Here is a 24,780-nt window from a genome sequence, read left to right as displayed (position 1 = left end):
AGATGCGGACCCTAGGAGATGCGGACCGGAAGAGAGCGGTGGCCGTTGGAGATGAAGGAGTCCACCGGCGTCAGCTCCTCCTCAGGGATGGCGAGCCGGAGGTCCGGGAAGCGCTCGAACAGGGCCGGAAGCGCGATCAGGGCCTCCAGGCGGCCCAGCGGGGCCCCCAGGCAGCGGTGCACACCGTGACCGAAGGCGAGGTGCTCCTTGTCGGCGCGGGTGACGTCGAACACGGCGGCGTCCTTGCCGTGGCGCCCGGGATCGCGCCCGGCGGCGGCGTACGCGGCGAGGATCGCCTCACCCTTGGTGATCACGGTCCCCTCGGGGCCGCCGAGCTCGGAGACGACGATGTCCTCCACGGCGTACCGCAGCGGGAGGCTCGCGACCGGTGCGTCCGCGCGCAGGGTCTCCTCGACCACGTCGTCCCAGCCGGCCCGGCCCTCGCGGACGTGCGCGAGCTGTTCGGGACGGGTGAGCAGGGCGTGCACGGCGTTGTCGAGGAGGTTGACCGTCGTCTCGTGGCCGGCGCTGATCATGAGGATCAGGGTGTCCAGCAGCTCCTGCTCGCTGAGCGCGCTGCCGTTCTGGTCGTCGCGGGCCGCGATCAGCCCGGAGGTCAGATCGTCGCCGGGTGACGTCCGCTTGGCGGCGACGAGTTCGGTCAGGATCACCAGCAACCGGCCGTAGGCGGCTGTCATTTCACCCGGGTCGGCGGAGGTGGCGAACATGCGGTCGACCAGCTCGCGCAGCTCGGGGCCCCGGTCCTCGGGCAGTCCGAACAGTTCGCTGATCACCTGGATCGGCAGCGGATAGCAGAACTCCTCGCGCAGGTCGACGACCTCGGAGCCGCGTCCGGCCTTCTCCACGTGGTCCAGCAGCTCCCGGGTGATCTCCTCGATGCGCGGCTGGAGCGCGGCCGTCCGGCGGGCGGTGAACGCTTTGGAGACCAGAGTGCGCAGGCGCCGGTGCTCACCGCCGTACGCGGTGAACATGTTCTCCACGGACACCCAGGTGAACAGCGGCCACTCGGACGTGATCACGCCGTTCGCCAGCAGGGGCCAGTGCTGCCGTGCGTCCTTGGACACCCGGGGATCGGTGAGCAGCCGCTTCAGCAGCTCGGGACCGCTCACCGCCCAGGCCTGCACCCCGCCGGGCAGCTCCACCAGGGCTACTGGTCCTCTCTCACGGATCCGCGCGGCCTCTGCGTGGATGTCGCGTCCGGTCGTGTCGATCACCAAAGGACGTGCGTTTCCCATCGGGAACCTCCCGGCAGACGAACCCCTATTCGACTTACGGCGCGTGACGCTACGCGAGGACCCGGGCACGTCGAGTTGCGCCCGGGTCCGGATGCGTACGCTGCCAACTTCCCTGCGCGTACAGGCAATTCCATCTTCCCCGTGCGCGGGGGCAAGCCAGTGAGGGTCCGGATCCCGCCGTGCCGCCCGCCTCAGACGGGCTCGCGACGCAGCAGCCGCCTGCGCGGCTTCTGGTCGGGGAGCCAGCCGAAGGCGAGGCAGCTGCCGACGGCCCCGAGGAGCAGGCCGACGAAGAATCCGCCGAGGTTGGACGTGAGCCAGGTGCCCAGGGACAGCAGGATGCCCAGCAGGGAGTAGAACAGCCGCTGAGCCGGATTGAAGAGGATCAGCAGGCCGCACAGCAGCATCATGGTGGGGAGCAGGTAGCCCGCCAGGCCCTGCATCCCGATGTGCAGGACGACCTTCAGCGACGCCTTCTCGGTGAGGAGGATCTCCGCCCCCGCCAGGGTGAGCAGCAGCCCGCCCCAGAAGGGGCGGTGCGCACGCCATTGCCGGAACGCTTCCCTCAGGTCCCGGGAGTCGTCCGTCCGCGCGTCGGCGCTCATCAGCAACCCTGGTCGCTGAAGCGGAGCTTGAGGCCGGGGAGCTTGAACACCGCCGCCGTCGTCGCGTAGTTGGTCTGGCGCAGGTTCGCGATGCGCACGGTGTCGGCCTGCTGGCTGAACACGCCCTTGGGTCCCTGGACCCCGGCCTTGTCGAGGGTGCTGGCGTCGTTGCCGATCTCGATGTTGTCGAAGGAGGCGTCACCGGACAGTTCCGTGGAGTCCGTGGTCAGGTGGCTCGCCTGCACCTTGTTCGCCCCGCTGCCCGCCGTGATGAGCAGGTTCGTGCCGCCCAGGTCGACGCTCTGGCACAGGTGGTCCAGGGTCGCGTTCTTGATCGCCGAGGTGACGATGAGGACCTGGCCGCCCGTGTCGCCGGCGTTCGGGCTGTCCTCCGCCATGTTGTCGAGGCCGCCGAACTGCTCGAAGCCGGTGCCGTTCAGCTCGGTCGCGGTGACCGTGAACGGCATGCCGGAGATGGCGAACTGGACGCCGAGGGCGCCCTGGGCCGTGAGGATCATCAACCCCGCGGCGACCGCGGTGGCCGGCACCGCCATCACGGCGGCGCGACGCAGACGGACCCGCCCGCGTCTGTCCTGCCCGTTGGCGGCTGAACCGCTTTCCGGGGTCTCGGGCGTGGAACCGTTGGACGCCGTGGCGTCCGGGGACGAGGCCATGTCTGCTCCCTGGGCACGTTCGATGCGGGTCTCGATGCGGGTTGGGCTCCAGTGGCGCGTTGTCCTGGCGCGGACAGCGGCTGCGGCGCACGCCTCCTCGCGCCTCCCGGCGGTTGCAAGGGCTTTCTCGTTACGCAGCAGTAGCCGTCGAGGAAGTTACCGGGGGTTACATCTACGGGTCAAGGCGTGTGTGGGAAAACCGTGCCAGTTGTGCCCCACCTGTGAACACACGCCGACGGAAGGACCCCGCTGACCTTCAACTTCCGTACTGTGCCTTGACGTTGACCATCCATCAGGTCTACAACTCTCCCTGTTTCCCCGGATCCGTGGCGCCGGATCCGTAGGTCGACGCGCCCATCACCTCCCGGACCCCGTTCTGCGCGGGGCGGTCATGGCGTGTTCCGGAGCGGCCCCGGCGCGTACGCCCAAACGGCGCGCCCTCTGGGCCATTCCCCGTTCCCGTGGCACCGGCGCGGTCACCTTCCCCCCGAGGGCCGTACCGGTCGCCCGGCTGTCGCTGCCGGCCCGTGGCGTACGGAGAAGGCGTCACGGACCGGCAGCGGTCTCTCCCCGCGCGGTCCCGCACATGACTCAGGCGTCTCAACCCGCCTTCGCGCGTGGCCCGTTCGACCCCGCACACCCGCGCCACTCTCTCGACCCGCACCCCCGCGCCCCGGCGCGGTCAGGCACCCACACCCCCATCGGAGAAGAGGCACCCCCCATGCGTACTCGATCCCTGCTCGCCCTCGTCGGCGTCGTCGCGGCCCTGTCGGCGTCCGCGGTCCTCCCCGCCTCCGCGGACGACGTCCCGGTGCTCACCACCGGAAGCGCCGGAGGAACCCCCGTCGCCGTCGGAGACGTCCTCGCCGCCTCGCTGGCGAGCGGCACCACGGCCACGCTCTACTCCAGCGCCACCGGCACGAGCGGTGTCTCGTGTTCTTCGTCGACCTTCACCGCGACCGCCGCCGACAACCCGGCGTCCCCCGGTACGGCCACCGAGTCGCTCACCGGGCACACCTTCGCCAGCAGCTCGTGCAGCAGCAACGTCGTCGGCGTCCTCGGCGTCACGAGCATCACGGTCGACAACCTTCCGTACAGCACCGCGGTGGGCTCCGACGGAAGCGTCACGGTCACTCCGGCCGCCGGCTCCACCATCCAGACCACGGTCAAGCTGCGCTCCCTGCTGGGCACGCTGACCTGTGTCTACCGGGCGGCGAGCCTGTCCGGCACGGCGAGCAACACCGACAACAGCATCGCCTTCGCCAACCAGCAGTTCACCAAATTCTCCGGCTCGTCCCTCTGCTTCAGCAGCGGCTACTTCACTGCGAAGTACGCCCCCGTGACCGACACCAGCCAGCCGGACAGCCCGGTGGTCTACGTCAACTGACGCCCACCGGGCGCGAATTCACTGTCGGCGTCGCAGAACGAAGGCGACGCCGGCAGTGAGCAGCAGCGTCGCCGCCGCTCCCCCGGCGACCAGGGGGAGGGCGGGGCCGCTGCCCGAGGTGCTGTCGGCGGCGGGCGTCAGATGATCGGTGCCCGCCTCCGCGGCGGACGAACTGGCCGCCGGGGAAGGCGAGTCGGCGGCCGGAGTCGCCGGCGTGGGGCTGGGCGGCGAGCTCTCCAACTTGGTCGACGGAGAGGCGTCCGCAGTGCTCTTGTCACCGGAAGTGCTCCCGGTGATCCCCGAAGTCCCGGCGCTCCGCGTCGGCTTCGACGCTCCGCTCGCGCCGGAGAACACCACGTCCGAGCACGAGTAGTACGTGTCCGGCGTGCTGGAGTTCTGCCAGATCGTGAACAGCATCTGGCGGCCGGTGCGGTCGGACGGCAGCGTGGCCTTGATGCGGTAGGCGCCGTCGACCATCGCCGGGTCGGTGGCCGTGGCGAACGGCTTCTCCGGCAGGTCGGACCACTTCAGCGGGCGCGTCGCGCTGTACCCCTGCTTGGTCAGATAGAGCTTGAAGGTCCCTTTGTGCGGGATCGTCGAACCGTATGTGAGGGTGAGGGCCGCGCCGGGCGTCAGACGCGTCGACGGAAAGTCGGCGCGGGCCAGGTCGAGGCCCTTGTACGCGGGCAGGCCCCCGCTGCACAGCTTCCCGTCCGGGATCACCGAGCGGTCCCGGCCGTTGACGCCGCCCACCCGCAGGTTGTCCCAGGCGGTGAACGGCGCGCCGTTCGCGGCGATCGCCGCCCGGCAGGCCGACGTCCGGATCAGGCTGCCGCCCTCGGGCGAGCACGCGACCACCCGGCTGACCGGAGACGTCGGCGCGCCGTGCGCCGACGCGGTTCCCGCGGCCCACGTCGTGAGCAGCAGCGGAGCCGCCAGGGCGACAGCGGCCGCGGTGGCGGTGCGGTAGGCGGTCATCCGGAAGGTCTCCTCGATGCGTGGGCGAAATGGCGTGCCACCGTGCGAGGCAGGGACGCACCCCTCGCGCGGAGCACTGTGAGATACGGGTCCGGAGCGCCGTATGTTCAGATCCGCAATCCGTGCGAAACAGGACCACCTCGCCGAACTCCGGGCGGGCAAGGGCCGATCGACGGCCGGATCGAGGGTTTTCCCGCTATCCCTCACCTTCGCGGCCTGTCTATCGTTCAGCGCGGCCGCCGACGGCAGCTGCGCACCCGCGTCCAGGACAGGGCCGCGCAGGACACCGGGGCGGTCGACAGCTCGAAGCCGACCGACCTAGGCCGACCGCTGGGCTCTACGGGGGGAGGGGCCGCTCGACGCGCACCGCGTCGGACGGCCCCTTCTGTTCAGCCGGTACGGTGAGCCGCATGCCCGATCCCGCCGCAGCCGCCCGCTCCGCCGCCGGTCCCGACGACGCTCCGGTGGTCGTGAGCTCGGTGCGGGGCTCGTTCCCCTGGAGCGTGCTGGCCCAGCGGCATCCCGCGCTCATCGAGAAGGTGCGGGACGCCTTCCCGTACGGGCCCGAACAGCGGCACGCACTCGACGACCTGCTCCGGAACTGCACCGAGGGGGTCGTCGAACCGCTCCCGGCGCCGGCCGCGGACCGCGGGCAGTGGGACGCCTGGGGTGGCCGGGAGCACTACGGCCGGTCCTGGTTCGACGTGCCCTTTCTCTGGTCCGAGAGCTATTTCTACCGTCAACTCCTCGAAGCGGTCGGCTACTTCGCGCCCGGACCATGGCAGGGCATCGACCCCTTCCGTCCCTTCAAGCTCGCCGAACTGGACACCCCGGAGACCGACGAGGAACTCGCCGCGCTGGACGACCTCGCGCGGCGGCCGGTCGAGGAGCAGGAGGAGGCGCTGCTGCTCGGCTCCCTGTGGGGCAACCGCGCGGACCTCGGGTTCAAACTGGCCCGCGCCGAGGGCGGGACGGCGGCCGAGTCCCAGCTCGTGGCGAACGACGGAGAAGTACTGCGATCGCTCTTCGCCGGCGGCACCCTCTGTCTCGTCGCGGACAACGCGGGCCGGGAGCTCATCCCCGACCTGCTCCTCGCCGACCACCTGCTCCGCCGCGGCCGGGTCGAGCGGACCGCCCTGCATGTGAAGCCGTACCCGTACTACGTGTCCGACGCCACGGCGGCGGACGTGCTCGACGCCCTGCGCCGTCTGACCGCCGCGAAGGGAGCGGCCGGCGAGGCCGGGAACCGCCTCTGGGCCGCGCTGTCCGAGGGCCGTCTCACCGTCCGGGCCCACGCCTTCGCCTGTGCCCCGTTGCCGTACGCCGATCTGCCCGACGACCTGCGGCAGGAGTTCGCCGCGGCCGACGTGACCCTGCTGAAGGGCGACCTGAACTACCGCCGTCTCATCGGCGACCGGCTCTACCCCGCCACCACCCCCTTCGCGGTCGCCACCGCTCACTTCCCCGGGTCGGTGGCGGCGCTGCGGACCCTCAAGTCCGATGTCGTCGTCGGACTGACCTCCACCGTCGAGGCGGCCCTCGACGCCGCCGAGGGCCACCGCTGGCGTACCGGTGGCACCCACGCCCTGATCCAGGCGAGGCGCTGACGGCCCTCAGGGCTCCTCCGGTCAGGCCGCGGGGGTGGGGACCGACGCGGCTCCCGATCGGACCGAGGCGCCTCCGTGCGCGGCTTTCGCCCCGGTTCACGCGATGGTGTGATCATGTCCTGGCCTGCGGATGCCCGCGCGGGGCCATGGGTAGGGCCCGGCCATGACGCAGCCGTTCGAACTCCCGCACTTCTACATGCCGTACACCGCCCGGCTGAACCCGCACCTGGACGAGGCGCGGGCCCACTCGGTCGAGTGGGCCCGCGGAATGGGCATGCTCGAAGGCTCGGGCATCTGGGAACAGTCCGACCTCGACGCGCACGACTACGGCCTGTTGTGCGCGTACACCCACCCCGACTGCGACGGACCGGCCCTCTCCCTCATCACCGACTGGTATGTGTGGGTGTTCTTCTTCGACGACCACTTCCTGGAGACCTTCAAGCGCACCCAGGACCGCGCCGGCGGCAAGGTCTACCTGGACCGGCTGCCCCTCTTCATGCCGCTCGACCTGTCGACTCCCGTACCCGAGCCTGAGAATCCCGTCGAGGCGGGACTCGCCGACCTGTGGGCGCGGACCGTGCCCTCGATGTCGGCGGAGTGGCGCAGGCGGTTCGCCGTCTCCACCGAGCATCTGCTCAACGAGTCGATGTGGGAGCTGTCCAACATCAACGAAGGGCGGATCTCCAACCCCGTCGAGTACATCGAGATGCGCCGCAAGGTGGGCGGCGCCCCGTGGTCGGCGGGGCTCGTCGAGTACGCGACCGCCGAAGTGCCCGCGTCCGTCGCCGAGTCGAGGCCGCTGCGCGTCCTGATGGAGACGTTCTCCGACGGTGTCCACCTGCGCAACGACCTGTTCTCCTACCAACGGGAGGTCGAGGACGAGGGCGAACTCAGCAACGGCGTCCTCGTCCTGGAGACGTTCTTCGACTGCACGACACAGGAGGCCGCCGAGACCGTCAACGACATCCTCACCTCACGGCTCCACCAGTTCGAGCACACGGCGCTCACGGAGGTGCCCGCACTGGCTGTGGAAAAGGGGCTCACCCCTGCGGAGGTCGGTGCCGTCGCCGCGTACACACAGGGTCTCCAGGACTGGCAGTCCGGCGGCCACGAGTGGCACATGCGCTCCAGCCGCTATATGAACGAGGGTGCCGCCGAGGAGGCGCGGCCCTTCGGCATGGGCGGGTTCGGGACGTCCGCCGCGGACGTCGGGGCGCTGCTCTCCGCGGCCGGCGCGGAGCGGCTGCGCGCGTACACCCACGTTCCGTTCCAGAAGGTCGGACCCTCCGTGCTCCCCGACTTCCACATGCCCTTCGAGGTCACCCTCAGCCCGCACCTCGCGGGCGCCCGCGACCGCCTCGTCACCTGGATGCACGCCACGGGCATGCTCCAGGAGGGTGTCTGGGACGAGGACAAGCTCATCGCCTACGATCTGCCGCTCTGCGCCGCCGGCATCCACCCCGACGCCACACCCGAGGCCCTCGACCTCAGCTCGCAGTGGCTGGCCTGGGGCACCTACGGCGACGACTACTACCCGCTGCTCTTCGGCAACCGCCGCGACCTCGCCGCCGCCAAGCTGACCACCGCGCGACTGTCGGCCTGCATGCCCGTCGACGGCGAGGAGGTCCCCGTCCCGGTCAACGGCATGGAACGCGGACTGATCGACCTGTGGCGGCGCACCACCACGGAGATGACCCCGGACGCCCGGGGCACCCTGCGCGCGGCGGTGGACGTGATGACGGAGAGCTGGCTGTGGGAGCTGTCCAACCAGATCCAGAACCGCATCCCGGACCCGGTCGACTACCTGGAGATGCGCCGGGCCACCTTCGGCTCCGAGCTCACCATGGGCCTGTGCCGCCTCGGTCACGGACCCGAGGTCCCGCCGGAGGTCTACCGCAGCGGACCCGTCCGGTCACTGGAGAACGCGGCCATGGACTACGCGATGCTCCTGAACGACGTCTTCTCGTACCAGAAGGAGATCGAGTACGAGGGAGAGGTGCACAACGGCGTCCTCGTCGTGCAGAACTTCTTCGGCTGCGACTATCCGACCGCGCTCGGCGTCATCCATGACCTGATGACCCAGCGCATGGAGCAGTTCCAGCATGTAGCCGCCCATGAACTGCCCATCCTGTACGAGGACTTCAAGCTCTCGGAGGAGGTGCGCGGGATCATGCAGGGGTATGTGGTGGAGCTGCAGAACTGGCTGGCCGGAATCCTGAAGTGGCACCAGGACTGCCGCCGTTACGGCGCGGCGGACCTGGCCCGGCGCGCCCACGGCTTCGTACCGGACCAGGCGTCCGCGCTGCCGTTCGCCTGGCGCGCGGAACCCGTCTCGCTCTGACCGGTTCCGGAAGTCCTCCGGATACCGGCGGACCGGTCGCCCGCGCTCCCGCGGACGGGTTCACTCCGCGCGACCGTGACCGGTCGGCCCCCCTCCCGCCGCCCACCGGGCACCCTGTACGCCCTCGGTGGGGGCGGGAGCCACCGCCGGACGGGTGGATCGCCGCGTGGAGCGGCGGCGATGGCGGAGTCGCTTCTCGAACGAGGATCACAGTCTCACTCGTTAGGGGATCGTCGTGCGCCGGAGCGAGGGGTAGATCAGGAGCCGAAGGCGGTCCGTAGAACATCTGCCGGAGGCGACTCATGGAACAGACCGCGTTGTGTCCCAAGCCGATGCCCGGCCGGAATCCGGGCGGCAGCGGCGCGCGTCCGTCCGACGGCGACCGTCCCTCCGACGGCGACCGTCCGCCCGGCGGAACCCGGCGCCCGCACGCCGCGCGGCGTCGCGGCAGGCGGCTGGTGACCCTGCTGTTCGGCCTGTTCGTCGGGTCGGTGCTCGTGCTGTCCGGCGTGGGGCTCGGCACGGTGGGCGCGACGCTGATCGGCACGGGCAGGCTGGCGGACCTCCAGAAGCAGGCCGGTGCTGCCGGGCAGGCCCGGCAGCCCTCCGGTGGTTCCGGAGCGCCGCGGGCTGACGGTTCCGGAGCGCAGCGGGCCGGTGGCTCCACGACGGAGTCCGGCGGCGGGAGCCCGATCCGGTCGGGGGAGTCCGAGCGGCAATCCGCACGGGGGACCCTCGGGGTCGAGGTCGTCGACGCCCCCGACGGCGGGGGCGCGCTGATCGTCGGGGTGCACATCCCCGGTCCCGGCTACACGGCGGGCCTGGTGCGCGGTGACGTCCTGCTCGCCTTCGACGGGACCGAGGTCACCTCGGCCGCCGATCTCGCGCGGGCGGTGGAGGCCGCGCGGCCGGGCCGGGAGGTCACCCTCCGCGTGCGCCAGGCGAACGGCAACCGGCGTCACCTGTCCGCGGTCCCTGGCATCGTGACCTGAAGCGGATGGGCAGGCCGGACGGTCGCTCCGGTGTCCCGCGGATGCGTCCGGGCGCCCTCGAAGCAGGCCGGACAGCCCGTTCCAGTGCCCCACTGCCCTGCGGGTACGGCTCCCGGTCCTGGCGGGTGCAGGGGGAAAGGGCTGGTCAACCGAGCCGCGGCCCGCCACGATGGCCGCATGCTGAGCACACTCCTCGCCTTTCTGGGCGCCTGCACCCTGATCGCGGCCTCGCCCGGACCGAGCACCGTGCTGATCATCAAACGGTCACTGGGCAGCAGGCGGTCGGGCTTCCTGACCGTGCTGGGCAACGAGACGGGCGTCTTCCTGTGGGGCGCCGTCGCAGCGTTCGGCCTCACCGCTCTGCTCGCCGCCTCCGAGATGGCGTACGACGTCATGCGGATCGCCGGTGCCGTCGTGCTCGTCGGCTTCGGGGTCCAGACACTGTGGCAGGCGCGCCGCTCCAAGGGCGCCGCCGACGGAGGCTGGGAGGGCGCGGAGAAGAGCGGCTGGGCGTCCTACCGGGGAGGGCTGCTGCTCAACCTCGCCAACCCGAAGGCGGCCGTCTTCGCGATGTCCTTCCTGCCGCAGTTCGTGCCCGAGGGCGTCCCGCACCTGCCCGCCATGCTCGGCCTCGCCGCGATCTGGGCGCTCTACGAGGTGGGCTACTACGGCCTCTACGTGTGGTTCGTCGGCCGGATGAAGACCGTCCTGTCCCGGACGGGTGTACGCCGACGCCTGGAACAGGTCTCCGGAGGCGTCCTGCTGCTCCTGGGAGCCCGCCTCGCCCTGGAGAGCTGACCGGGGCAGGCGCGACCGGCTCGCGCGCACCTCACCGGCGGGGCAGGATGCTGCCGTAGCCCTTTGGGGAACTCCGGACACACGGAGGCATGGTTGGCTTCCTCCCCTGCCTAGAGGCGGGGGGTTCCAGCGGTCGCCCGCTGGGGTTCCTGCTTCATCGACGACCGCCCCGTCCGGGAGGACTCCCGTTGAGGTCTTACACCGTCTCCACAGGCAGACACGGCCAGCCCGGCCGCGAGAATGTTCTTCGCCGCGTTCACGTCGCGGTCGTGCACCGTGCCGCACTCGCACGTCCAGGTGCGGACGTTCAGCGGCAGTTTCGCCCGGATCGTGCCGCAGTTCCCGCACAGTTTGCTGGACGGGAACCAGCGGTCGATCACGACGAGTTCACGCCCGTACCAGGCGCACTTGTACTCGAGCATCGTCCGCAGTTCACGCCAGGCCGCGTCCGAGATTGCTCGGGCGAGCCCGTGGTTCTTGACCAGGTTGCGGACGGTCAGGTCCTCGATCACGACCGTTTGGTTCTCACGGACGAGACGAGTGGTCAGCTTGTGCAGGAAGTCGCGGCGCCGGTCGGCGATCCGGGCATGGATCTTGGCGACCTTGCGGCGCGCCTTGGCCCGGTTCTTGCCGTCGCCTTCGGCTTTACGGGACAGCTCCCGCTGGGCTTTGGCGAGACGGTCGCGGTCGCGGCGTTCGTGCCGGGGGTTGGTGATCTTCTCACCGGTGGACAGAGTCACCAGGGACGTGATCCCCGCGTCGATTCCGACCGCCCTGGTGGTGGCCGGTGCCGGGGTGATCGTGTCGTCGCAGAGCAGCGACACGAACCAGCGTCCGGCCGCGTCCTGGGACACGGTCACCGTGGACGGCTGAGCACTGTCGGGGAGCGGCCTCGACCACACGATGTCCAGGGGCTCGCGCATCTTGGCGAGCGTGAGTCTGCCGTCGCGGTAGCGGAACGCCGAGCTGGTGTACTCCGCCGAACGGCGGGACTTCTTCCGCGACTTGAAGCGTGGGTACTTCGCCCGCCCCTCGAAGAAGCCGGTGAACGCTGCCTGCAGGTGCCGCAGGCACTGTTGCAGCGGCACCGAGGACACCTCGGACAGAAAGGCCAGTTCTCCGGTCTTCTTCCAGGCGGTGAGCATCGCCGAGGTCGCGTTGTAGTTGACCCTCTCCTGCCGCTGGTACCACGCGACGGTACGGGCTTCGAGTGCCAGGTTGTAGACCTTGCGTACGCACCCGAACGTGCGCGACAGCTCCGCCGCCTGCGCATCGTCCGGGTAGAAGCGGTACTTGAACGCCCGCTTCACACGAATGGTCATGACTCACAAACTGTCATGCCACTTTGTGATTTCCTGTCGGGTTGTCGGTGGCGGACGTCGAATCGTCTTGGCGGCGATTCGGCCGCTCCTGCCCCGTTCCGCAGGGGTCCGGTTCCTCCCTCGCCTGAAGGCGGGGGTTTCCTCGGAGGTATCAGATGACCGCCGCCACACCCGCGCCCTTCACCGCCGACGACTACGAGGCCCGTATGCGGCGCGCCGCCGAGGCCGCGGCCGACGCCGGGCTCGACGGCGTCCTGGTCGCGCCGGGGCCCGACCTGGTGTGGCTGACCGGGTACCGCCCGGTGGAGACCGAGCGGCTCACCCTGCTGGTGCTGAGGGCAGGACAGGACCCCGCCCTCGTCGTGCCCACCCTGGAGGCCCCCGACGCGGCCAAGTCGGCCGGCGCGCCCGCGCTGACCCTCCACGACTGGACCGACGGCACCGATCCCTACACGGCGGCGGCTCCCCTCCTGGACCGCACCGGCCGCTTCGGCATCAGCGACAACGGCTGGGCGCTGCACCTGTTCGGCCTCCAGAAGCGGCTCCCCGACACCCGCTACACCGCGCTCACCGACGCCCTGCCGATGCTCAGGGCAGTCAAGGACGCGGCCGAACTGGAGCGGCTCGCGGCCGCCGGGGCCGCCGCGGACGAGGCGTTCGAGGAGATCCGAAAGGTCCGCTTCGCGGGCCGCAGGGAGTCGGAGGTCTCCAGCGAACTCGCCGGTCTGCTGCGCCGGTTCGGGCACTCCCAGGTCGACTTCACCATCGTCGCCTCGGGCCCCAACGGAGCCAACCCGCACCACGAGGCCGACGAGCGCGTCATCGAGCACGGCGACATGGTGGTCCTGGACTTCGGCGGCCTCAAGGAGGGCTACGGCTCCGACACCTCCCGCACGGTCCACGTCGGTGAGCCGGACGACGAGGAACGCAAGGTGCACGACATCGTGCGCGAGGCCCAGGAGGCAGGGTTCCGTGCCGTGCGGCCCGGGGCCGCCTGTCAGGACATCGACCGTGCGGCGCGCGCCGTCATCAAAAACGCCGGGTACGGCGAGTACTTCATCCACCGCACCGGGCACGGCATCGGCGTCACCACCCACGAACCGCCGTACATGGTCGAGGGCGAGGAACAGCCCCTGGTCCCCGGCATGTGCTTCTCCGTGGAACCGGGCATCTATCTGCCCGGCCGCTTCGGTGTCCGTATCGAGGACATCGTCACGGTGACCGAGGACGGCGGACGCCGGCTCAACACCACATCCCGCGAGATGGTGATCGTCGACTGACGTGCGCCCACCGACCGCGCGGCAACCGCTTCGCCCCCGCCCCCGGACGACAAGGGCGCGACCATGACCCAGCCACCGCCCCAGCCACCGACCGAGCCGCCGACACAGGAGACCGTCCGTCGGTTGGTCCTCTCCCTGCTCGGGGAAGACGCCGCGCCGGGCCCGGGACCGGAGGTGCGGCCCGTCACCGAGGGGGGCGGGCACTTCACCTGGTGGGTGGGCCGACGGCATGTGCTGCGGCTCGCCCGGGACCGCGAGGCCTCCCTGCGCCAACGCCGTGAGCTGCGGCTGCGCGATCTGATCCGCCCGCATGTCGGGGTCGCCGTCCCCATGAGCGTCGCGCGGGGCGAGTGGGCGAGCGGACTGAACTGCACCCTGGACACCAAGGTGCCCGGCGTCTCCGGCGAGGAACAGGCCGTCTCGGCCCTCGGCGAGGCCGACCTGGCGGGACTGCTGACCGGGCTGCGCGAGGTCCCCGTACGCCAGGCCGAGACGCTCGGGGTGCCGCGTACCCCGCCACGCTCTCTGGAGGCTCTGCGGGCCGCCGCCGTACGGGCCGCCGAGCGACTGCCCGCCGAGGAGTTCGACCCGGCGCGGTTCGACCAGCTCGCCGCGTCCGCCGCCGTCCAGCTCGGCGCGCAGACCGGAGCGGCGGTCCTCGTGCACCACGGCCTCCTGGGCGATCACCTCGTGGTCAGCCCCGAGGGGCGGGTGCGGGGCGTCCTCGACTGGACCGGCGCGGTGACCGGCGATCCGGCCGAGGACATCGCCGGGCTCGCCGTCGCCGTCGGCGCCCCCGCGGCCGTACGCTCCGCCACCCTCGCCGGTTACGGCGCCCGCCCCTGCCTGCGCGGCCTGTGGCTCGCCCGCTGCGACACCGTGATCCGGCTCGCCGACCGCCCCCGTGGCCGCGACGACGATCAACTCCCGCTCCTGGAGACCCGGTTGCGGCGCGCCTGGGAGTCGATCCTGCTGGAGCGGGTCACGGACCTGCGGGACGGAACGGACGACCTGCCCTGAGGGCACGCCCCTGCCCACGCGAGTAGGCCTGCGAGGACGCGCCCCTGCCCCCACGGGCAGGCCTGCGAGGGCGCGCCCCTGCCGCTGCCGTAGGCCTGCGGGAGGCTCTCGGGCAGGGCTGCGAGAAGGCTCGGGAGGTGGCCTGCGGGAGGGACACGTCGCGCGCGGGCGTGCGACCCGGGGGTCTCACGCCTGGGTCAGCACCACGCACGACTCGCCCGGCACGTGCAGCACCCCGTCCGGGCCCGGTGCCTCGACCGGATCCCAGGCCGCGAGGACGCGCGCGCGGCGGATGCCGAGGGGAATCGCCGCAGGGTCCTTGGCGAGGTTCACGGCGACCCGGACGTCCCCGCGCCGGAGGGCGAGCCAGCGGGCCCCGGGATCGTGGGCGACCCTGATCGCCGCGAGATCGGGGTCCGAGAGGTCGGCCTGGCGGTGGCGCAGGGAGATCAGTTCGCGGTACCAGGCCAGCACACGCGCGTGCGGGGCCGCTTCGGGCTCCGACCAGTCGAGACAGGAGCGGTCCCGGGTCGCCGGGTCCTGCGGGTCCGGCACGTCCTCCTCGGCCCAGCCGTGTGCCGCGAACTCCCGCCGCCTGCCCCGCCGTACGGCCTCGGCGAGCTCGGGGTCGGTGTGGTCGGTGAAGAACTGCCAGGGCGTTCCGGCGCCCCACTCCTCGCCCATGAAGAGCATCGGCGTGAACGGTGCGGTGAGCGTCAGCGCGGCGGCGCAGGCCAGCAGCCCGGGGGAGAGAGAGGCCGAGAGCCGGTCCCCCTGGGCGCGGTTGCCGATCTGGTCGTGGGTCTGCGTGTAGCCGAGCAGCCGCTGCGCCGAGACCCGCGCACGGTCGAGCGGGCGGCCGTGATGCCGCCCGCGGAAGCTGGAGTACGTGCCGTTGTGGAAGTAGCCCGACGTCAGCGTCTTGCTCAGCGCCGTGAGCGGGGCCTGCGCGAAGTCCGCGTAGTAGCCCTGCGCCTCGCCGGTCAGCGTGGTGTGCAGCGCGTGGTGGAAGTCGTCGTTCCACTGGGCGTGCAGCCCGAGACCGCCCTCCTCGCGAGAGGTGATGAGCCGGGGGTCGTTGAGATCCGACTCGGCGATCAGGAAGAGCGGCCGGCCCAGGTCGGCGGCGAGCGCGTCGACGGCCGCCGACAGCTCCTCCAGGAAGTGCAGGGCGCGGGTGTCCCGCAGCGCGTGCACCGCGTCCAGACGCAGTCCGTCGAGCCGGTAGTCGCGCAGCCACGCCAGCGCGCTGCCGACGAGGTACGCGCGCACCTCGTCCGAGCCGGGCGCGTCGAGATTGACCGCCGAGCCCCACGGCGTCTGATGGGTGTCCGTGAAGTAGGGCCCGAACGCGGGCAGATGGTTGCCGGACGGGCCGAGGTGGTTGTGCACGACGTCGAGGACGACTCCCAGGCCGAGTTCGTGCGCCCGGTCGACAAAGCGCTTCAGCGCCTCGGGACCGCCGTACGGCTCGTGCACGGCCCACAGGGAGACACCCTCGTACCCCCAGCCGTGCCGGCCGGGGAATGGGCACAACGGCATCAACTCGACGTGTGTGACACCCAGTTCGGCCAGATGTCCGAGCCGGTCCGCCGCCGCGTCCAGCGTGCCCTCGGGCGTGTACGTACCCACGTGCAGCTCGTAGAGGACCGCGCCCGGCAGAGCGCGTCCGGACCACTCGGCACGCCATGCGTACAGCCCCTGGTCGACCACGGCGCTCAGTCCGTCGGGGCCGTCCGGCTGCCGGCGCGAGCGGGGATCGGGCAGGACGGGACCGTCGTCCACCGCGAACCCGTAGCGCGTGCCTTCCGGCGCGTCCGCCTCGCCCCTCCACCATCCGGCACGCTCGGGGTCGCGGTCCAACGCGCTCGTGACATCCGCGCGATGGAGTGTCATCCGGTCGGCCCGTGGTGCCCACACCTCGAATCGCACAGCCGGTTCCCCTTGTCAGCTCGCCGTGACCCAGCTTGTCCATGGTGCTTCACAGGAGATCAATTCGCTTCAGGATCCACCCTTTTGCCGCGTGTTCGTCGCGCTTTGGTCGCGCGAACGGGCGCACTCGGCCCCACCAGCCGTTTCCGGGTCTCCTGGACACCCCGTCCTTACTGGCCGACAATCACGAGCGTGACGTCGTCCTTCGAGTTCCACACGTACCCCGCGCGGCTGTCCGACGCGGAGCGCGACCGGGCGCTCAAGTCCCTCCGTGACGGCGTCGCCCTCGGCCGTCTCTCGCACGACACGTTCATCCACCGCATGGAGCTGGCGCTCTCGGCCCGCCGGTCCGAGGAACTCGCCGTGCTCACCGCCGACCTGCCCACCGGCGACGAGTCCGCCGGGCGCCGCTGGTCGAAGCTGGTGTTCGGCACCGTGGAGGCCGTCTCCGGCTTCACGGTACGGCTGCGCAGGGCCTGGCAGGCCGAACGGCTGCCCAAGCTGCAGCTGCCCGACGCAGGCAGCCCCTACCCGCTGCGCATCGGCCGCGACCCGGCCAGCGGACTGCGCCTCAACCACGAGACGGTGTCCCGGGTGCACGCCGAACTGCGCCGGCAGGGCGGCGTGTGGGTGCTGCGCGACCTCGGCTCGACCAACGGCACGACCGTCAACGGACGGCGCGTCATCGGCACGTCCGTCGTGCGGGACGGCGACCAGATCGGCTTCGGCCGGATGATGTTCCGCCTCGCCTCGGACTGAACCGCGGCGCGGCACGGCCGAGGAGTCCGGGCGTGGGGCACGGCCGAGGAGCCCCGGCATGTCCGGTGACCGGTCCCCGGCCCCGGGTTCGCCCGTCGATCCCCGCAACATCCGTCGCGTCCCGCGGTGTTGACGTACCCCCTCAGCCGTGACTGACTGTGTGTACGTCATGCACATCAGGTGAACCGACGGCGCCGTCCGAGTGGAGGTGTGCTCTGCCGCCCCTCCGCCGCTACCCGACCGTGGACGAACTCGGCGTCCGTGCCGCCGCGCTCGTCGCCCGGCGCCCCGACAGCGCCCGGCTGCGCCGCGTGGGCACCTCCCGGGCGGGCACACCGATGCTGCTCCTGTCCGTCGGACACGGCAGCCGTCAGGTCCTCGTCGTCGCCGGACCGCACGCCAACGAACCCGTGGGCGGCGCCACGGTCCTGCGGCTGGCCGAACGGGCGCTCGCCGACCCCCGGCTGACCGAGGGTGCGGACGCCACCTGGAACCTGCTGCTCTGCCTCGACCCCGACGGCTCACGCCGCAACGAGGCCTGGCTCCGCGGCCCTTACACGCTCGGCCACTACTTCCGGCACTTCTTCCGGCCCGGCTTCCTGGAACAGCCCGAATGGTTGCCCGAGGGCGCGGACGCCGCCGTCCTGCCGGAGACCCGCGTCCTGCTCGGCCTCCAGGACGAACTGAGGCCGTTCCTCCAGTGCTCCCTGCACGGCGTCGACGTGGGCGGCGCCTTCGTCGAGCTGACCCGCGACCTGCCCGGCCTCGCCCAGCGCGTCGCGCACAGCGCGGCCCGCCTCGGCATCCCGCGCGAACTCGGCCCGTACGACACCCTGTACTGGCCGACGCTCGGGCCCGCCGTCTACCGCGTCCCGCCGCCACGCAGAGGAGACCTGGCCGCCGCCATCACGGAGGCCGCGGTCGATTCCACCTGGTTCCACCCGCAGCCGCACGGCACGGTCACCGCGATCGTCGAGGCACCCATGTGGGGTGTCGGCGCCGTCGAGGACCCGGCGCGCCCCGCCGATCCCGACGCGGAGCTGCGTTCCGTCAGCCGCACGCTGAGGCACGACACGGCGGTCCTGGAAGACATCCTGGCCCGGGTCCGGCCCGGCCTCGGCAGCTCGCCGGACGTGACCTGTCTGCTCGCGCCCGTCGACGACTATTTACTGGTCGGCCCCGGACTCGCCGACGCCTGGGACCCCGACGTGCGGGACGCCGGCACGCGCGCCCTGCCGTCGCTCGACACCGCCCGTCTGACAGCCCTGCGCCTCGCCGGGCGCCGGGTCGCGCTGCGCACGGCCGGGCTGCTGCACCAACTGGTCACCGGCTCCGGGCAGGACCCGTGCGACGCGCTGCCCGAGCTCGACCGGCTGATCGACGCGTGGTGCGCCGACTACCGCGACGGATGCGGCGCACGCTGGATACCCGTCGCACGCCAGGTCGAATACCAGGCGCGCGTGGTGCTCGCCGCGTTCGAACTCGCCGGGCGCGGCGCGAGCGTGAGTTCCCGTTCGAGTGACTCCGGCTGGACCGCGCAGGCCACGGTGCCGATGCACTGGGAATGACGAAAACCCTTCGAGCGATCCGCGCCTGCCTGCTCCTCCCGCTCGCGCTCCTCCTGGCGGGCGCTGCCCCGGCAGCCCACGCGGCACCCCGACACGCCCTGCCCGGCGACTGGCTCCGCCTCGCCGTCACCCGGGGCGACGCCCGCTCCAGCGACATCCGCGGCGTCCTGCTGCTCTGCGACCCGCCCCAGGGCCACGCCCACGCGGCGCGGGCCTGCCGGCAACTCCGCGCCGCCGGGGGCGACCCCGGCCGTATCCCGCGCCGGTCCGGCGTCATGTGCCCGATGCTCTACGCACCGGTCACCGCGTCGGCGTACGGCGTATGGGACGGCCGCCGGGTCGACTACACGCACGCGTTCTCGAACTCCTGCGTGATGGGAGCCGAGACGGGCGCGGTGTTCGACCTGTCGAGCTGACTCAGGCGGCGTTGTCGCGGGCGTGACGGGCGGCCGCCACCACCGTGCGGGCCTGGTGCTCGACCTGGTTCTCCAGCGGCACCCAGCGTGCGCGGAAGCGTTCGGCGAAGGCGTCGCTCCAGCCGGCGACCAGCTGTTCGAGGTGGGGTGCCTCGCGGTCGTCGGCCTCCCGGAGCACGCGCAGCAGCATCGAGGCGGCCCGCAGCGGGATCCGTCGGCCGAACGCGTCGACACTGCCCACGTACGCCATCGTCGTGTCCACGGGGGGCGGCTGAGACCAGTCCGCGGCGAGCCCCGGAACCAGCTCCAGCGCCCATTTCGCGGCCCGCAGAAGGGGCCCGTCGGGTCCCCGCAGCCGGGGCAGGGCCCGTCCGAGCACCGCCTCCACCTGGTACGCGTCCGCCAGCAGCCGGTGTGCCAGGCGTCGCATCGCCGCCGCGGGGTCGGGGTGCGGCGCCGGATCGTCCACCAACTCGCTGGCCCACATCGGAACTTCCACGACAGCGGTCAGACCGCCGTACCGGTGTGCGTGGTACCAGGTGCTGTGCCGGGCGTCGTCCGGCATGCTCGGGTACGCCGTGTCCGAGCCGGGCGCCGGCATCACATGCACCCCGGGCCCGGAGGCGGGCCAGCCCGCGGCATCCGACGCGGCCGTCTCGACCGGGATGCGCAGCTCCGCCGCGGACTTGGCGAACGGCTCCGCGAGACCCGGGATGTCCTTGGTCAACTGCACCCAGCTGCCACCGAGATCGGTGCCGTGCAGCGTCACCTGGAGGTAGGGCCGCACTTCGTCGATGACCCGGGTCAGCGCGCGGGTCTCCGGCGGCAGCCGGTCGGGCGGCAGGACGGAGGGCGACCACTCCGGCTGCTCGGGTCCGGCCGGACGGAAGAAGCCGAGGTGGTACTCCAGCAGGGTCCGCGGTGCGGGCGTCACATGGAGGCTCGCCCCGTCGGGGTCCGCGCAGAGCAGAAAGTGCCAGGAGGTGTCCCGTCGCAACTCCCTCTGTTTCAGCACGCGTTCGGCCAAGGACAGCAGCGTCGAACCGCCCGTCGGTTCGTTGGCGTGGGCCCCGGCCACGACGAGGACCGCGCGCCGGGCGTGCCCGACGGACAGCAGGTGGAGGGGCCTGCCCGCGCGGGAGGCGCCCACTTGTCTGAGGACGCACAGGTCGGGCCGATGGGCCGCCAACGCCCAGGCGGACGAGACGATTTCGGTCACACTGGGGTAGCGCAACTCCGGCAGGTGACTCACCCCCGACTTGTCCGCCCTGCGTCGCTTTTGGCAGTACTCCACGGTCTCGGGGAACTGTCAAGGATGCGACGGAGCGGCTCCGGGCAGCGCCAGGAGGCACTTTCCCCTGGCAACGGGCGGTGGCGGGTGCGCGAGCTGCTCCCTCCGGATCGGACCGCGTCCCGCAGGCCTGCGGAGAACCCGGCCGGGGGCCTCGGAACGGGCCCCCGGGAGGGGATGACCGGCGTACGCGCACGCCCTGGGCGGGCGGGCCGGGGCGATATACACGATTCACCCGTACGGGTGTACGGGAACTGCGGTTCCGGGCGCGCGGTGGTCGACTCGGATACAACCGCGCGCGGGTCCGGCGCGCAGACCCGAGGTGGTGGCCCGCGGTGCTGTGTCCTCACGGCCTTCCCGGCGAAGGCGGCCCGACGGCGACACCCGCGGGCCCACCGGCCGACGACCCGCCCCCGTCCGTCGCGGACGCCCCACCGCCTGCCGGGGGCGAGCTGCCTCCGTCCGTCGTGGTCCTGCGGCCGTCCCCGCCTTCGACGGGCGAGCCGTCCCCGCCCGTCATCGGCGAGCTGCCGCTGTGCCCGCCCGCCACCGGTCGGCCGTCCATGCCTCCGGCGAGCTCGTCGCCGGTGGCCGTTCCTCGGCCGTTCCTGCCAGGACCGGGCGCTCCGTTCCCGCTGCTCGCGTGCCCGGCGCCGACCCCGATGCCGGGGTGCCCCTCGCCGGTGACGGCGTACGCGCCGTCGTGTCCCTCGTCCGACGCTCCGTACGCGCCGGCGCGTGTTGCGTCCGCGCGCGTGAGCGCTCCGCCGAGTCTGCTCGATCCGGGCGTCGAGCGCGATCCCCATCCGCTGTACCGCACCCTGCGCGGAGACTTCCCCCTGGTGTACGACGAGCCGTTCGGCGCCTGGCTGATCAGTCGATACGCCGATGTGCGTGCCGCGCTCGCGGATCCGCGGCTCGCCGCGCCGTCGCCCGGACCCGCCGCACCGGCCCGCCGGGAGGACGGCACGCACGGTGCGTACCGGGCCCTCGTGTCCTCGGCGCTCGGGGGCCGCGCGGCTGCCGCCCTGGCAGCGGGCGTCGAACGCACCGCGTACGTCCTCGCCCGCCGCCTGGCGTCCCGTCAGGAGGCCGATCTCGTAGCCGAGTTCTGCCAGTGGCTGCCCGCCGCCGCGGTCGTCGCCGCGCTCGGACTGCCGTACGAGGACACCGCGCGCGTGCACGCCTGGTGCCGTACGGGACTCGACCACCTCGGCGGTCACCGCCCCGCACTCGACGCCTACCTGCGCCCCCACATCGTCCGCCGCCGTGCCCACCCGGGTGACGATCTGCTGTCCGCGCTGTGCACGGCCCGGCCCGGCGGACGCCCCCTGCCGGACGAGGCCGTGACGGACCTGGCCGTTACGGTGCTGGGAGCGGTCGGCGAGACGACCGCACGCGCGCTGGCGTCGTTCCTCGCCAACCTTCTCGACCATGCGGGCCAGCTGGAGCTGATCCGTGCCCGCCCGGAGCTGACGGGCGGCGCCTGGGCCGAGTCGCTGCGCCGCGATCCGCCGCTGCAGATCGTGCCGCGCCGGGCGCTCGAACCGATCGGACCGATCCCCGAGGGTGCGACCGTGGCGTGTCTGCTCGGGTCCGCGGGCCGCGACCCGGCGCGGTTCGCGGACCCGGACCGCTACGACGCCTTCCGCCCCGACCCGGGCGAGCTCGCGTACGGCTCGGGACGGCACTTCTGCCTGGGCGCGCCGCTGGCCCGGCTGACGGCGGAGGGCGGTCTGCGCGCCCTGCTGGCCGTCCTGCCGGACCTCCGCAGGGCCCCGGGGCCCCGCCCACGCGCCGAGGGTCTGATCAGCCGGTCTCCCCGGACCCTGCCGGTGTGCCCGCGCTGACGCGCTCCAGCAGCACGACGGGCGACCTCCCGAAGAGGTCCGCCACGCGCGCGTGCCCCGTGAACTCCCGCTCCGGCGAGTCGGGCAGGAGCACATCGGCCCACCGTCCGTCGGGGAGCGCGAGACGGGTGTCGTGCCAGCCGCCGGCCTCGGCCAGCCCCAGCGACAGCCGGGTGACGGCCGTGATCACCTCTCCCGACCGCACGAACGCCACACAGTGCCCGGCGCCCGGACCCTCGGCCGCCAGCGGCGCGTACGTCGCCGCGTCGCCGAAGACGCCGGGCCGCCGGGCGCGCAGTCGCAGCGCGGCCGCCGTGAGCGCCACCTTCTCCGCGGACATGTCGCGCGGCGCGAACGCCCCCCGGTTGTCCGGGTCCACCAGTGCCCGGTACTCGTCCTCGGTTCCCTGGTACAGGTCCGGCACCCCGGGCATCGTCAGATGGACCAGGGCGGCCCCAAGGACGTTCGCCCGCACATGCGGCGCCAGGGAGGCCCGCAGGGCGGCCACGCGCCGTCCAGGGGGCCCGCACGGTCCGTCGGTGACGAACGCCGCCACCTCGTCCTCGTACGCGGGATCCCGCTCGGTCCAGGCGGTGTGTGTTCCGGCCTCCCTGATGTGCTTCGACAGGGCGTCCCGGACCCGCTCCGCGTAGGCCTCGCCCCCGTCCCCCGGCTCGCCTCCCTTCCCGGCCTCGCCCCCGGCCCCGCCGGTGGCCGGGCCGAGGCCGAACACCGTCTGCCACGCGGCCCACGCCACCTGCGGGTCGGGCATCCCGGCCCCCTCGTGGGCCACCTCCGCCAGGACGTCGGACCAGGCTTCCGGGCACTGGGTGAGCACCGAGACGGCGGCGCGCACGTCCGCGCTGCGTTTCGTGTCGTGGGTCGACAGGACGGTTCCGGTGGCGGGCCAGTCACGCTGCACGCGCGCGCAGTACGCGTGGAAGTCCTCCGGGGACACCGCGGGGCTGCCCGGGTCGCCGCCCACCTCGTTCGCGGACAGCAGCGGCACATAGCGGTAGAACGCCGTGTCCTCCACGGACTTGGCCCGCAGCGCCGACGAGGTCTGCGCGAACCGGGCCCGGAACCCGGCCGCCCCGGGCCCGTCGGTGTCCCCGTTGCGCCCGAGCACCAGATCCCGTACGACGTCCACGGCATGCGCCTCCTCGGGCACCCGGAACGCCGTCCTGGCCTCGGCGGCGGCCCGCTCGGTGACCACCAGGGACGCGTCCGTGGACGGATAGGGCCGGTACACCTCCAGCCGGACCAGGAGCTCCCGCAGCGCGGCGCCCAGGGCCCAGGGGGCGTGGTCGCGCAGGGCGGGGTCGGGGGACGCGGCGCACAGCGCGCTCACCTCGCGCGTGAGGCGCTCGACCTCCGCGGCGAGTTCGTGTGTGACCACCTTGTACGCCGCCCGGCGCACCGTGCTCTCCCAGTGGCCGCCCCGGTCGGCCTGCGGGCCCGCGAACCGCCGGTAGCGGCCGAGCAGCCGGCTCGCGCCCGCCGCGTCCGTGAAGAGGCCGTCGACGTGCCGCAGCGCGTCGTAGCCGGTGGTGCCCGCCACGGGCCAGGCGGGCGGGAGCGGTTCATCGTCGGCGAGGATCTTCTCGACCACCGTCCAGCGGCCTCCGGTCGCCTGGTGCAGCCGGCGCAGATACGCGTCCGGGTCCGCCAGCCCGTCCGGGTGGTCGACGCGCAGTCCCTCGATCACACCGTCGTCGAGAAGCTCCAGAATCTTCGCGTGCGTCGCGGCGAACACCTCGGGGTCCTCGACGCGCACTCCGATGAGCTCCGAAATGCTGAAGAAGCGCCGGTAGTTGAGATCGGTGCGGGCCAGCCGCCACCACGCCGGGCGGTACCACTGGGCGTCGAGGAGCCGGGGCAGCGGCAGCTTCTCGGTGCCCTCGCGCAGCGGGAACACGTGGTCGTAGTAGCGCAGTATGCCGCCGTCGACCTTCAGATGGCCGATCTCGGCGCCGAGGCGGTCCCCGAGCACCGGCAGCAGGATCCGGCCGCCCTGGGCGTCCCAGTCGATGTCGAACCAGCGTGCGTACGGCGAATCGGGGCCCTCGCGCAGTACCTCCCACAGGGCGTGGTTGTGGCGCGGGGCCATGGCCATGTGGTTCGGCACGATGTCCACGACGAGGCCGAGCCCGTGCGCCCGCGCGGTGCGCGCCAGGGAGCGCAACCCCTCCTCGCCGCCCAGTTCGGTCCGCACGCGCGCGTGGTCCACCACGTCGTAGCCGTGCGTCGAGCCGGGGACGGCCTCCAGGACGGGGGACAGGTGCAGGTGGGAGACGCCGAGCGAGGCCAGGTACGGCACGGCCGCCTCGGCACTGCGGAAGGGGAACCGCGGCTGGAGCTGGAGCCGGTAGGTGGCGGTCGGCACGACGGGAACCACCGGGCCGGGGACGGCCGAGTGCGCGATCGCCGGTTCGGGACGCTCAGGTGTCATGGGGACTTACGTACCCGCCCGGCCGGATTTCCTGTCATCGGCCCGCACATATGGGCCCGCACGGCGTCCCGCTCGGGAGGCACGACCGGACTTCGCGCCCCCGGCGCACTCGCGCCTCCCGGCTGCCTCGCGTGCCTCACCGACGGCGCGCCCGAGGACGTACACCGAACCGGAACGGATCCTCCGTACCCACCTCGCGGTACCCGCCCGCGCGCGTACCCCGCGTACCCCGCGGCCGGGGTCCGGCGGTGT

The 24,780-nt window shown here is 72.4% G+C and carries 19 protein-coding genes; 11 read left to right on the top strand and 8 right to left on the bottom strand.

Going from position 1 to position 24,780, the window contains the following annotated elements; all coding sequences use genetic code 11:
- Positions 1–11: 11 nt before the first annotated feature.
- From N4G66_RS13855 to N4G66_RS13845, 3 genes are all read right to left on the bottom strand, one after another.
- On the bottom strand, positions 12–1,256 hold the full coding sequence (locus tag N4G66_RS13855; RefSeq protein ID WP_261704377.1) for a cytochrome P450 family protein: 1,245 nt from the start codon (positions 1,254–1,256) through the stop codon (positions 12–14).
- Positions 1,257–1,447: 191 nt separating this feature from the next.
- Positions 1,448–1,861: a DUF6114 domain-containing protein gene (locus tag N4G66_RS13850; RefSeq protein ID WP_261704376.1), complete on the bottom strand. Its 414-nt coding sequence runs from the start codon at positions 1,859–1,861 to the stop codon at positions 1,448–1,450.
- Complete coding sequence (locus N4G66_RS13845; protein ID WP_261704375.1) at positions 1,861–2,535, bottom strand: DUF6230 family protein; 675 nt, start codon at positions 2,533–2,535, stop codon at positions 1,861–1,863. Before N4G66_RS13845 ends, N4G66_RS13850 begins: the two co-directional genes overlap by 1 nt.
- Before the next feature lie 721 nt (positions 2,536–3,256).
- Between N4G66_RS13845 and N4G66_RS13840 the strand changes: the two genes are divergently transcribed.
- Positions 3,257–3,922 (top strand): Tat pathway signal sequence domain protein, encoded by a 666-nt coding sequence (locus N4G66_RS13840; protein ID WP_261704374.1) that lies wholly within the window; start codon positions 3,257–3,259, stop codon positions 3,920–3,922.
- A gap of 18 nt (positions 3,923–3,940) precedes the next feature.
- Here N4G66_RS13840 and N4G66_RS13835 read toward each other — a convergent pair whose 3' ends face one another.
- Complete coding sequence (locus N4G66_RS13835; protein ID WP_261704373.1) at positions 3,941–4,900, bottom strand: lytic polysaccharide monooxygenase auxiliary activity family 9 protein; 960 nt, start codon at positions 4,898–4,900, stop codon at positions 3,941–3,943.
- A gap of 410 nt (positions 4,901–5,310) precedes the next feature.
- Between N4G66_RS13835 and N4G66_RS13830 the strand changes: the two genes are divergently transcribed.
- The 4 genes from N4G66_RS13830 (at position 5,311) to N4G66_RS13815 (ending at position 10,638) form a co-directional block, all read left to right on the top strand.
- Positions 5,311–6,507, top strand: a complete 1,197-nt coding sequence (locus N4G66_RS13830) for a damage-control phosphatase ARMT1 family protein (protein ID WP_261704372.1) — start codon at positions 5,311–5,313, stop codon at positions 6,505–6,507.
- A gap of 163 nt (positions 6,508–6,670) precedes the next feature.
- Entirely contained in the window at positions 6,671–8,848 is a 2,178-nt protein-coding gene (gene cyc2, locus N4G66_RS13825) for a germacradienol/geosmin synthase Cyc2 (RefSeq protein WP_261704371.1), read from the top strand.
- 302 nt (positions 8,849–9,150) lie between these two features.
- Positions 9,151–9,840: a PDZ domain-containing protein gene (locus N4G66_RS13820; protein WP_261704370.1), complete on the top strand. Its 690-nt coding sequence runs from the start codon at positions 9,151–9,153 to the stop codon at positions 9,838–9,840.
- A gap of 177 nt (positions 9,841–10,017) precedes the next feature.
- Positions 10,018–10,638 carry a LysE family translocator gene (locus tag N4G66_RS13815; protein WP_261704369.1) on the top strand — a complete coding sequence of 207 codons (621 nt, stop codon included), beginning with the start codon at positions 10,018–10,020 and terminating at the stop codon, positions 10,636–10,638.
- 110 nt (positions 10,639–10,748) lie between these two features.
- Here N4G66_RS13815 and N4G66_RS13810 read toward each other — a convergent pair whose 3' ends face one another.
- Positions 10,749–11,960: an RNA-guided endonuclease InsQ/TnpB family protein gene (locus tag N4G66_RS13810; RefSeq protein ID WP_261704368.1), complete on the bottom strand. Its 1,212-nt coding sequence runs from the start codon at positions 11,958–11,960 to the stop codon at positions 10,749–10,751.
- 155 nt (positions 11,961–12,115) lie between these two features.
- Here N4G66_RS13810 and N4G66_RS13805 point away from each other — a divergent pair, with 155 nt between their 5' ends.
- The gene (locus tag N4G66_RS13805) at positions 12,116–13,240 is read left to right on the top strand and encodes an aminopeptidase P family protein (RefSeq protein ID WP_261704367.1); all 1,125 of its coding nucleotides are present in this window, start codon (positions 12,116–12,118) and stop codon (positions 13,238–13,240) included.
- A 63-nt stretch (positions 13,241–13,303) separates the two neighbouring features.
- On the top strand, positions 13,304–14,260 hold the full coding sequence (locus tag N4G66_RS13800; RefSeq protein ID WP_261704366.1) for an aminoglycoside phosphotransferase family protein: 957 nt from the start codon (positions 13,304–13,306) through the stop codon (positions 14,258–14,260).
- Positions 14,261–14,446: 186 nt separating this feature from the next.
- Here N4G66_RS13800 and treZ read toward each other — a convergent pair whose 3' ends face one another.
- Complete coding sequence (gene treZ, locus N4G66_RS13795; RefSeq protein WP_261704365.1) at positions 14,447–16,192, bottom strand: malto-oligosyltrehalose trehalohydrolase; 1,746 nt, start codon at positions 16,190–16,192, stop codon at positions 14,447–14,449.
- Between the two features lie 192 nt (positions 16,193–16,384).
- On the opposite strand from treZ, the gene N4G66_RS13790 reads away from it, so the two are divergent.
- The 3 genes from N4G66_RS13790 (at position 16,385) to N4G66_RS13780 (ending at position 18,935) form a co-directional block, all read left to right on the top strand.
- Complete coding sequence (locus tag N4G66_RS13790; RefSeq protein ID WP_261704364.1) at positions 16,385–16,951, top strand: DUF1707 and FHA domain-containing protein; 567 nt, start codon at positions 16,385–16,387, stop codon at positions 16,949–16,951.
- A gap of 242 nt (positions 16,952–17,193) precedes the next feature.
- The gene (locus N4G66_RS13785) at positions 17,194–18,519 is read left to right on the top strand and encodes a M14 family zinc carboxypeptidase (protein WP_261704363.1); all 1,326 of its coding nucleotides are present in this window, start codon (positions 17,194–17,196) and stop codon (positions 18,517–18,519) included.
- Positions 18,516–18,935, top strand: a complete 420-nt coding sequence (locus N4G66_RS13780; RefSeq protein WP_261704362.1) for a subtilase-type protease inhibitor — start codon at positions 18,516–18,518, stop codon at positions 18,933–18,935. The genes N4G66_RS13785 and N4G66_RS13780 overlap by 4 nt, the downstream gene beginning before the upstream one ends.
- 1 nt (position 18,936) lies before the next feature.
- On the opposite strand, the gene N4G66_RS13775 is transcribed toward N4G66_RS13780, so the two are convergent.
- Positions 18,937–20,187, bottom strand: coding sequence for a M14 family zinc carboxypeptidase (locus N4G66_RS13775; protein ID WP_261704361.1), 1,251 nt, complete (start codon positions 20,185–20,187; stop codon positions 18,937–18,939).
- Positions 20,188–20,981: 794 nt separating this feature from the next.
- On the opposite strand from N4G66_RS13775, the gene N4G66_RS13770 reads away from it, so the two are divergent.
- Positions 20,982–22,076: a cytochrome P450 gene (locus N4G66_RS13770; RefSeq protein ID WP_261704360.1), complete on the top strand. Its 1,095-nt coding sequence runs from the start codon at positions 20,982–20,984 to the stop codon at positions 22,074–22,076.
- On the opposite strand, the gene treY is transcribed toward N4G66_RS13770, so the two are convergent.
- Positions 22,036–24,528 (bottom strand): malto-oligosyltrehalose synthase, encoded by a 2,493-nt coding sequence (treY, locus tag N4G66_RS13765; RefSeq protein WP_261704359.1) that lies wholly within the window; start codon positions 24,526–24,528, stop codon positions 22,036–22,038. The two genes, N4G66_RS13770 and treY, sit on opposite strands and share 41 nt — an antisense overlap.
- Between the last annotated feature and the right edge of the window lie 252 nt (positions 24,529–24,780).

Source organism: Streptomyces rhizosphaerihabitans (genome assembly GCF_025399795.1).
GTDB classification, from domain to species: Bacteria; Actinomycetota; Actinomycetes; order Streptomycetales; family Streptomycetaceae; genus Streptomyces; species Streptomyces rhizosphaerihabitans.
Note: the sequence above shows the minus strand (reverse complement) of the source record. Positions and strands in the feature narration are given on the sequence as shown.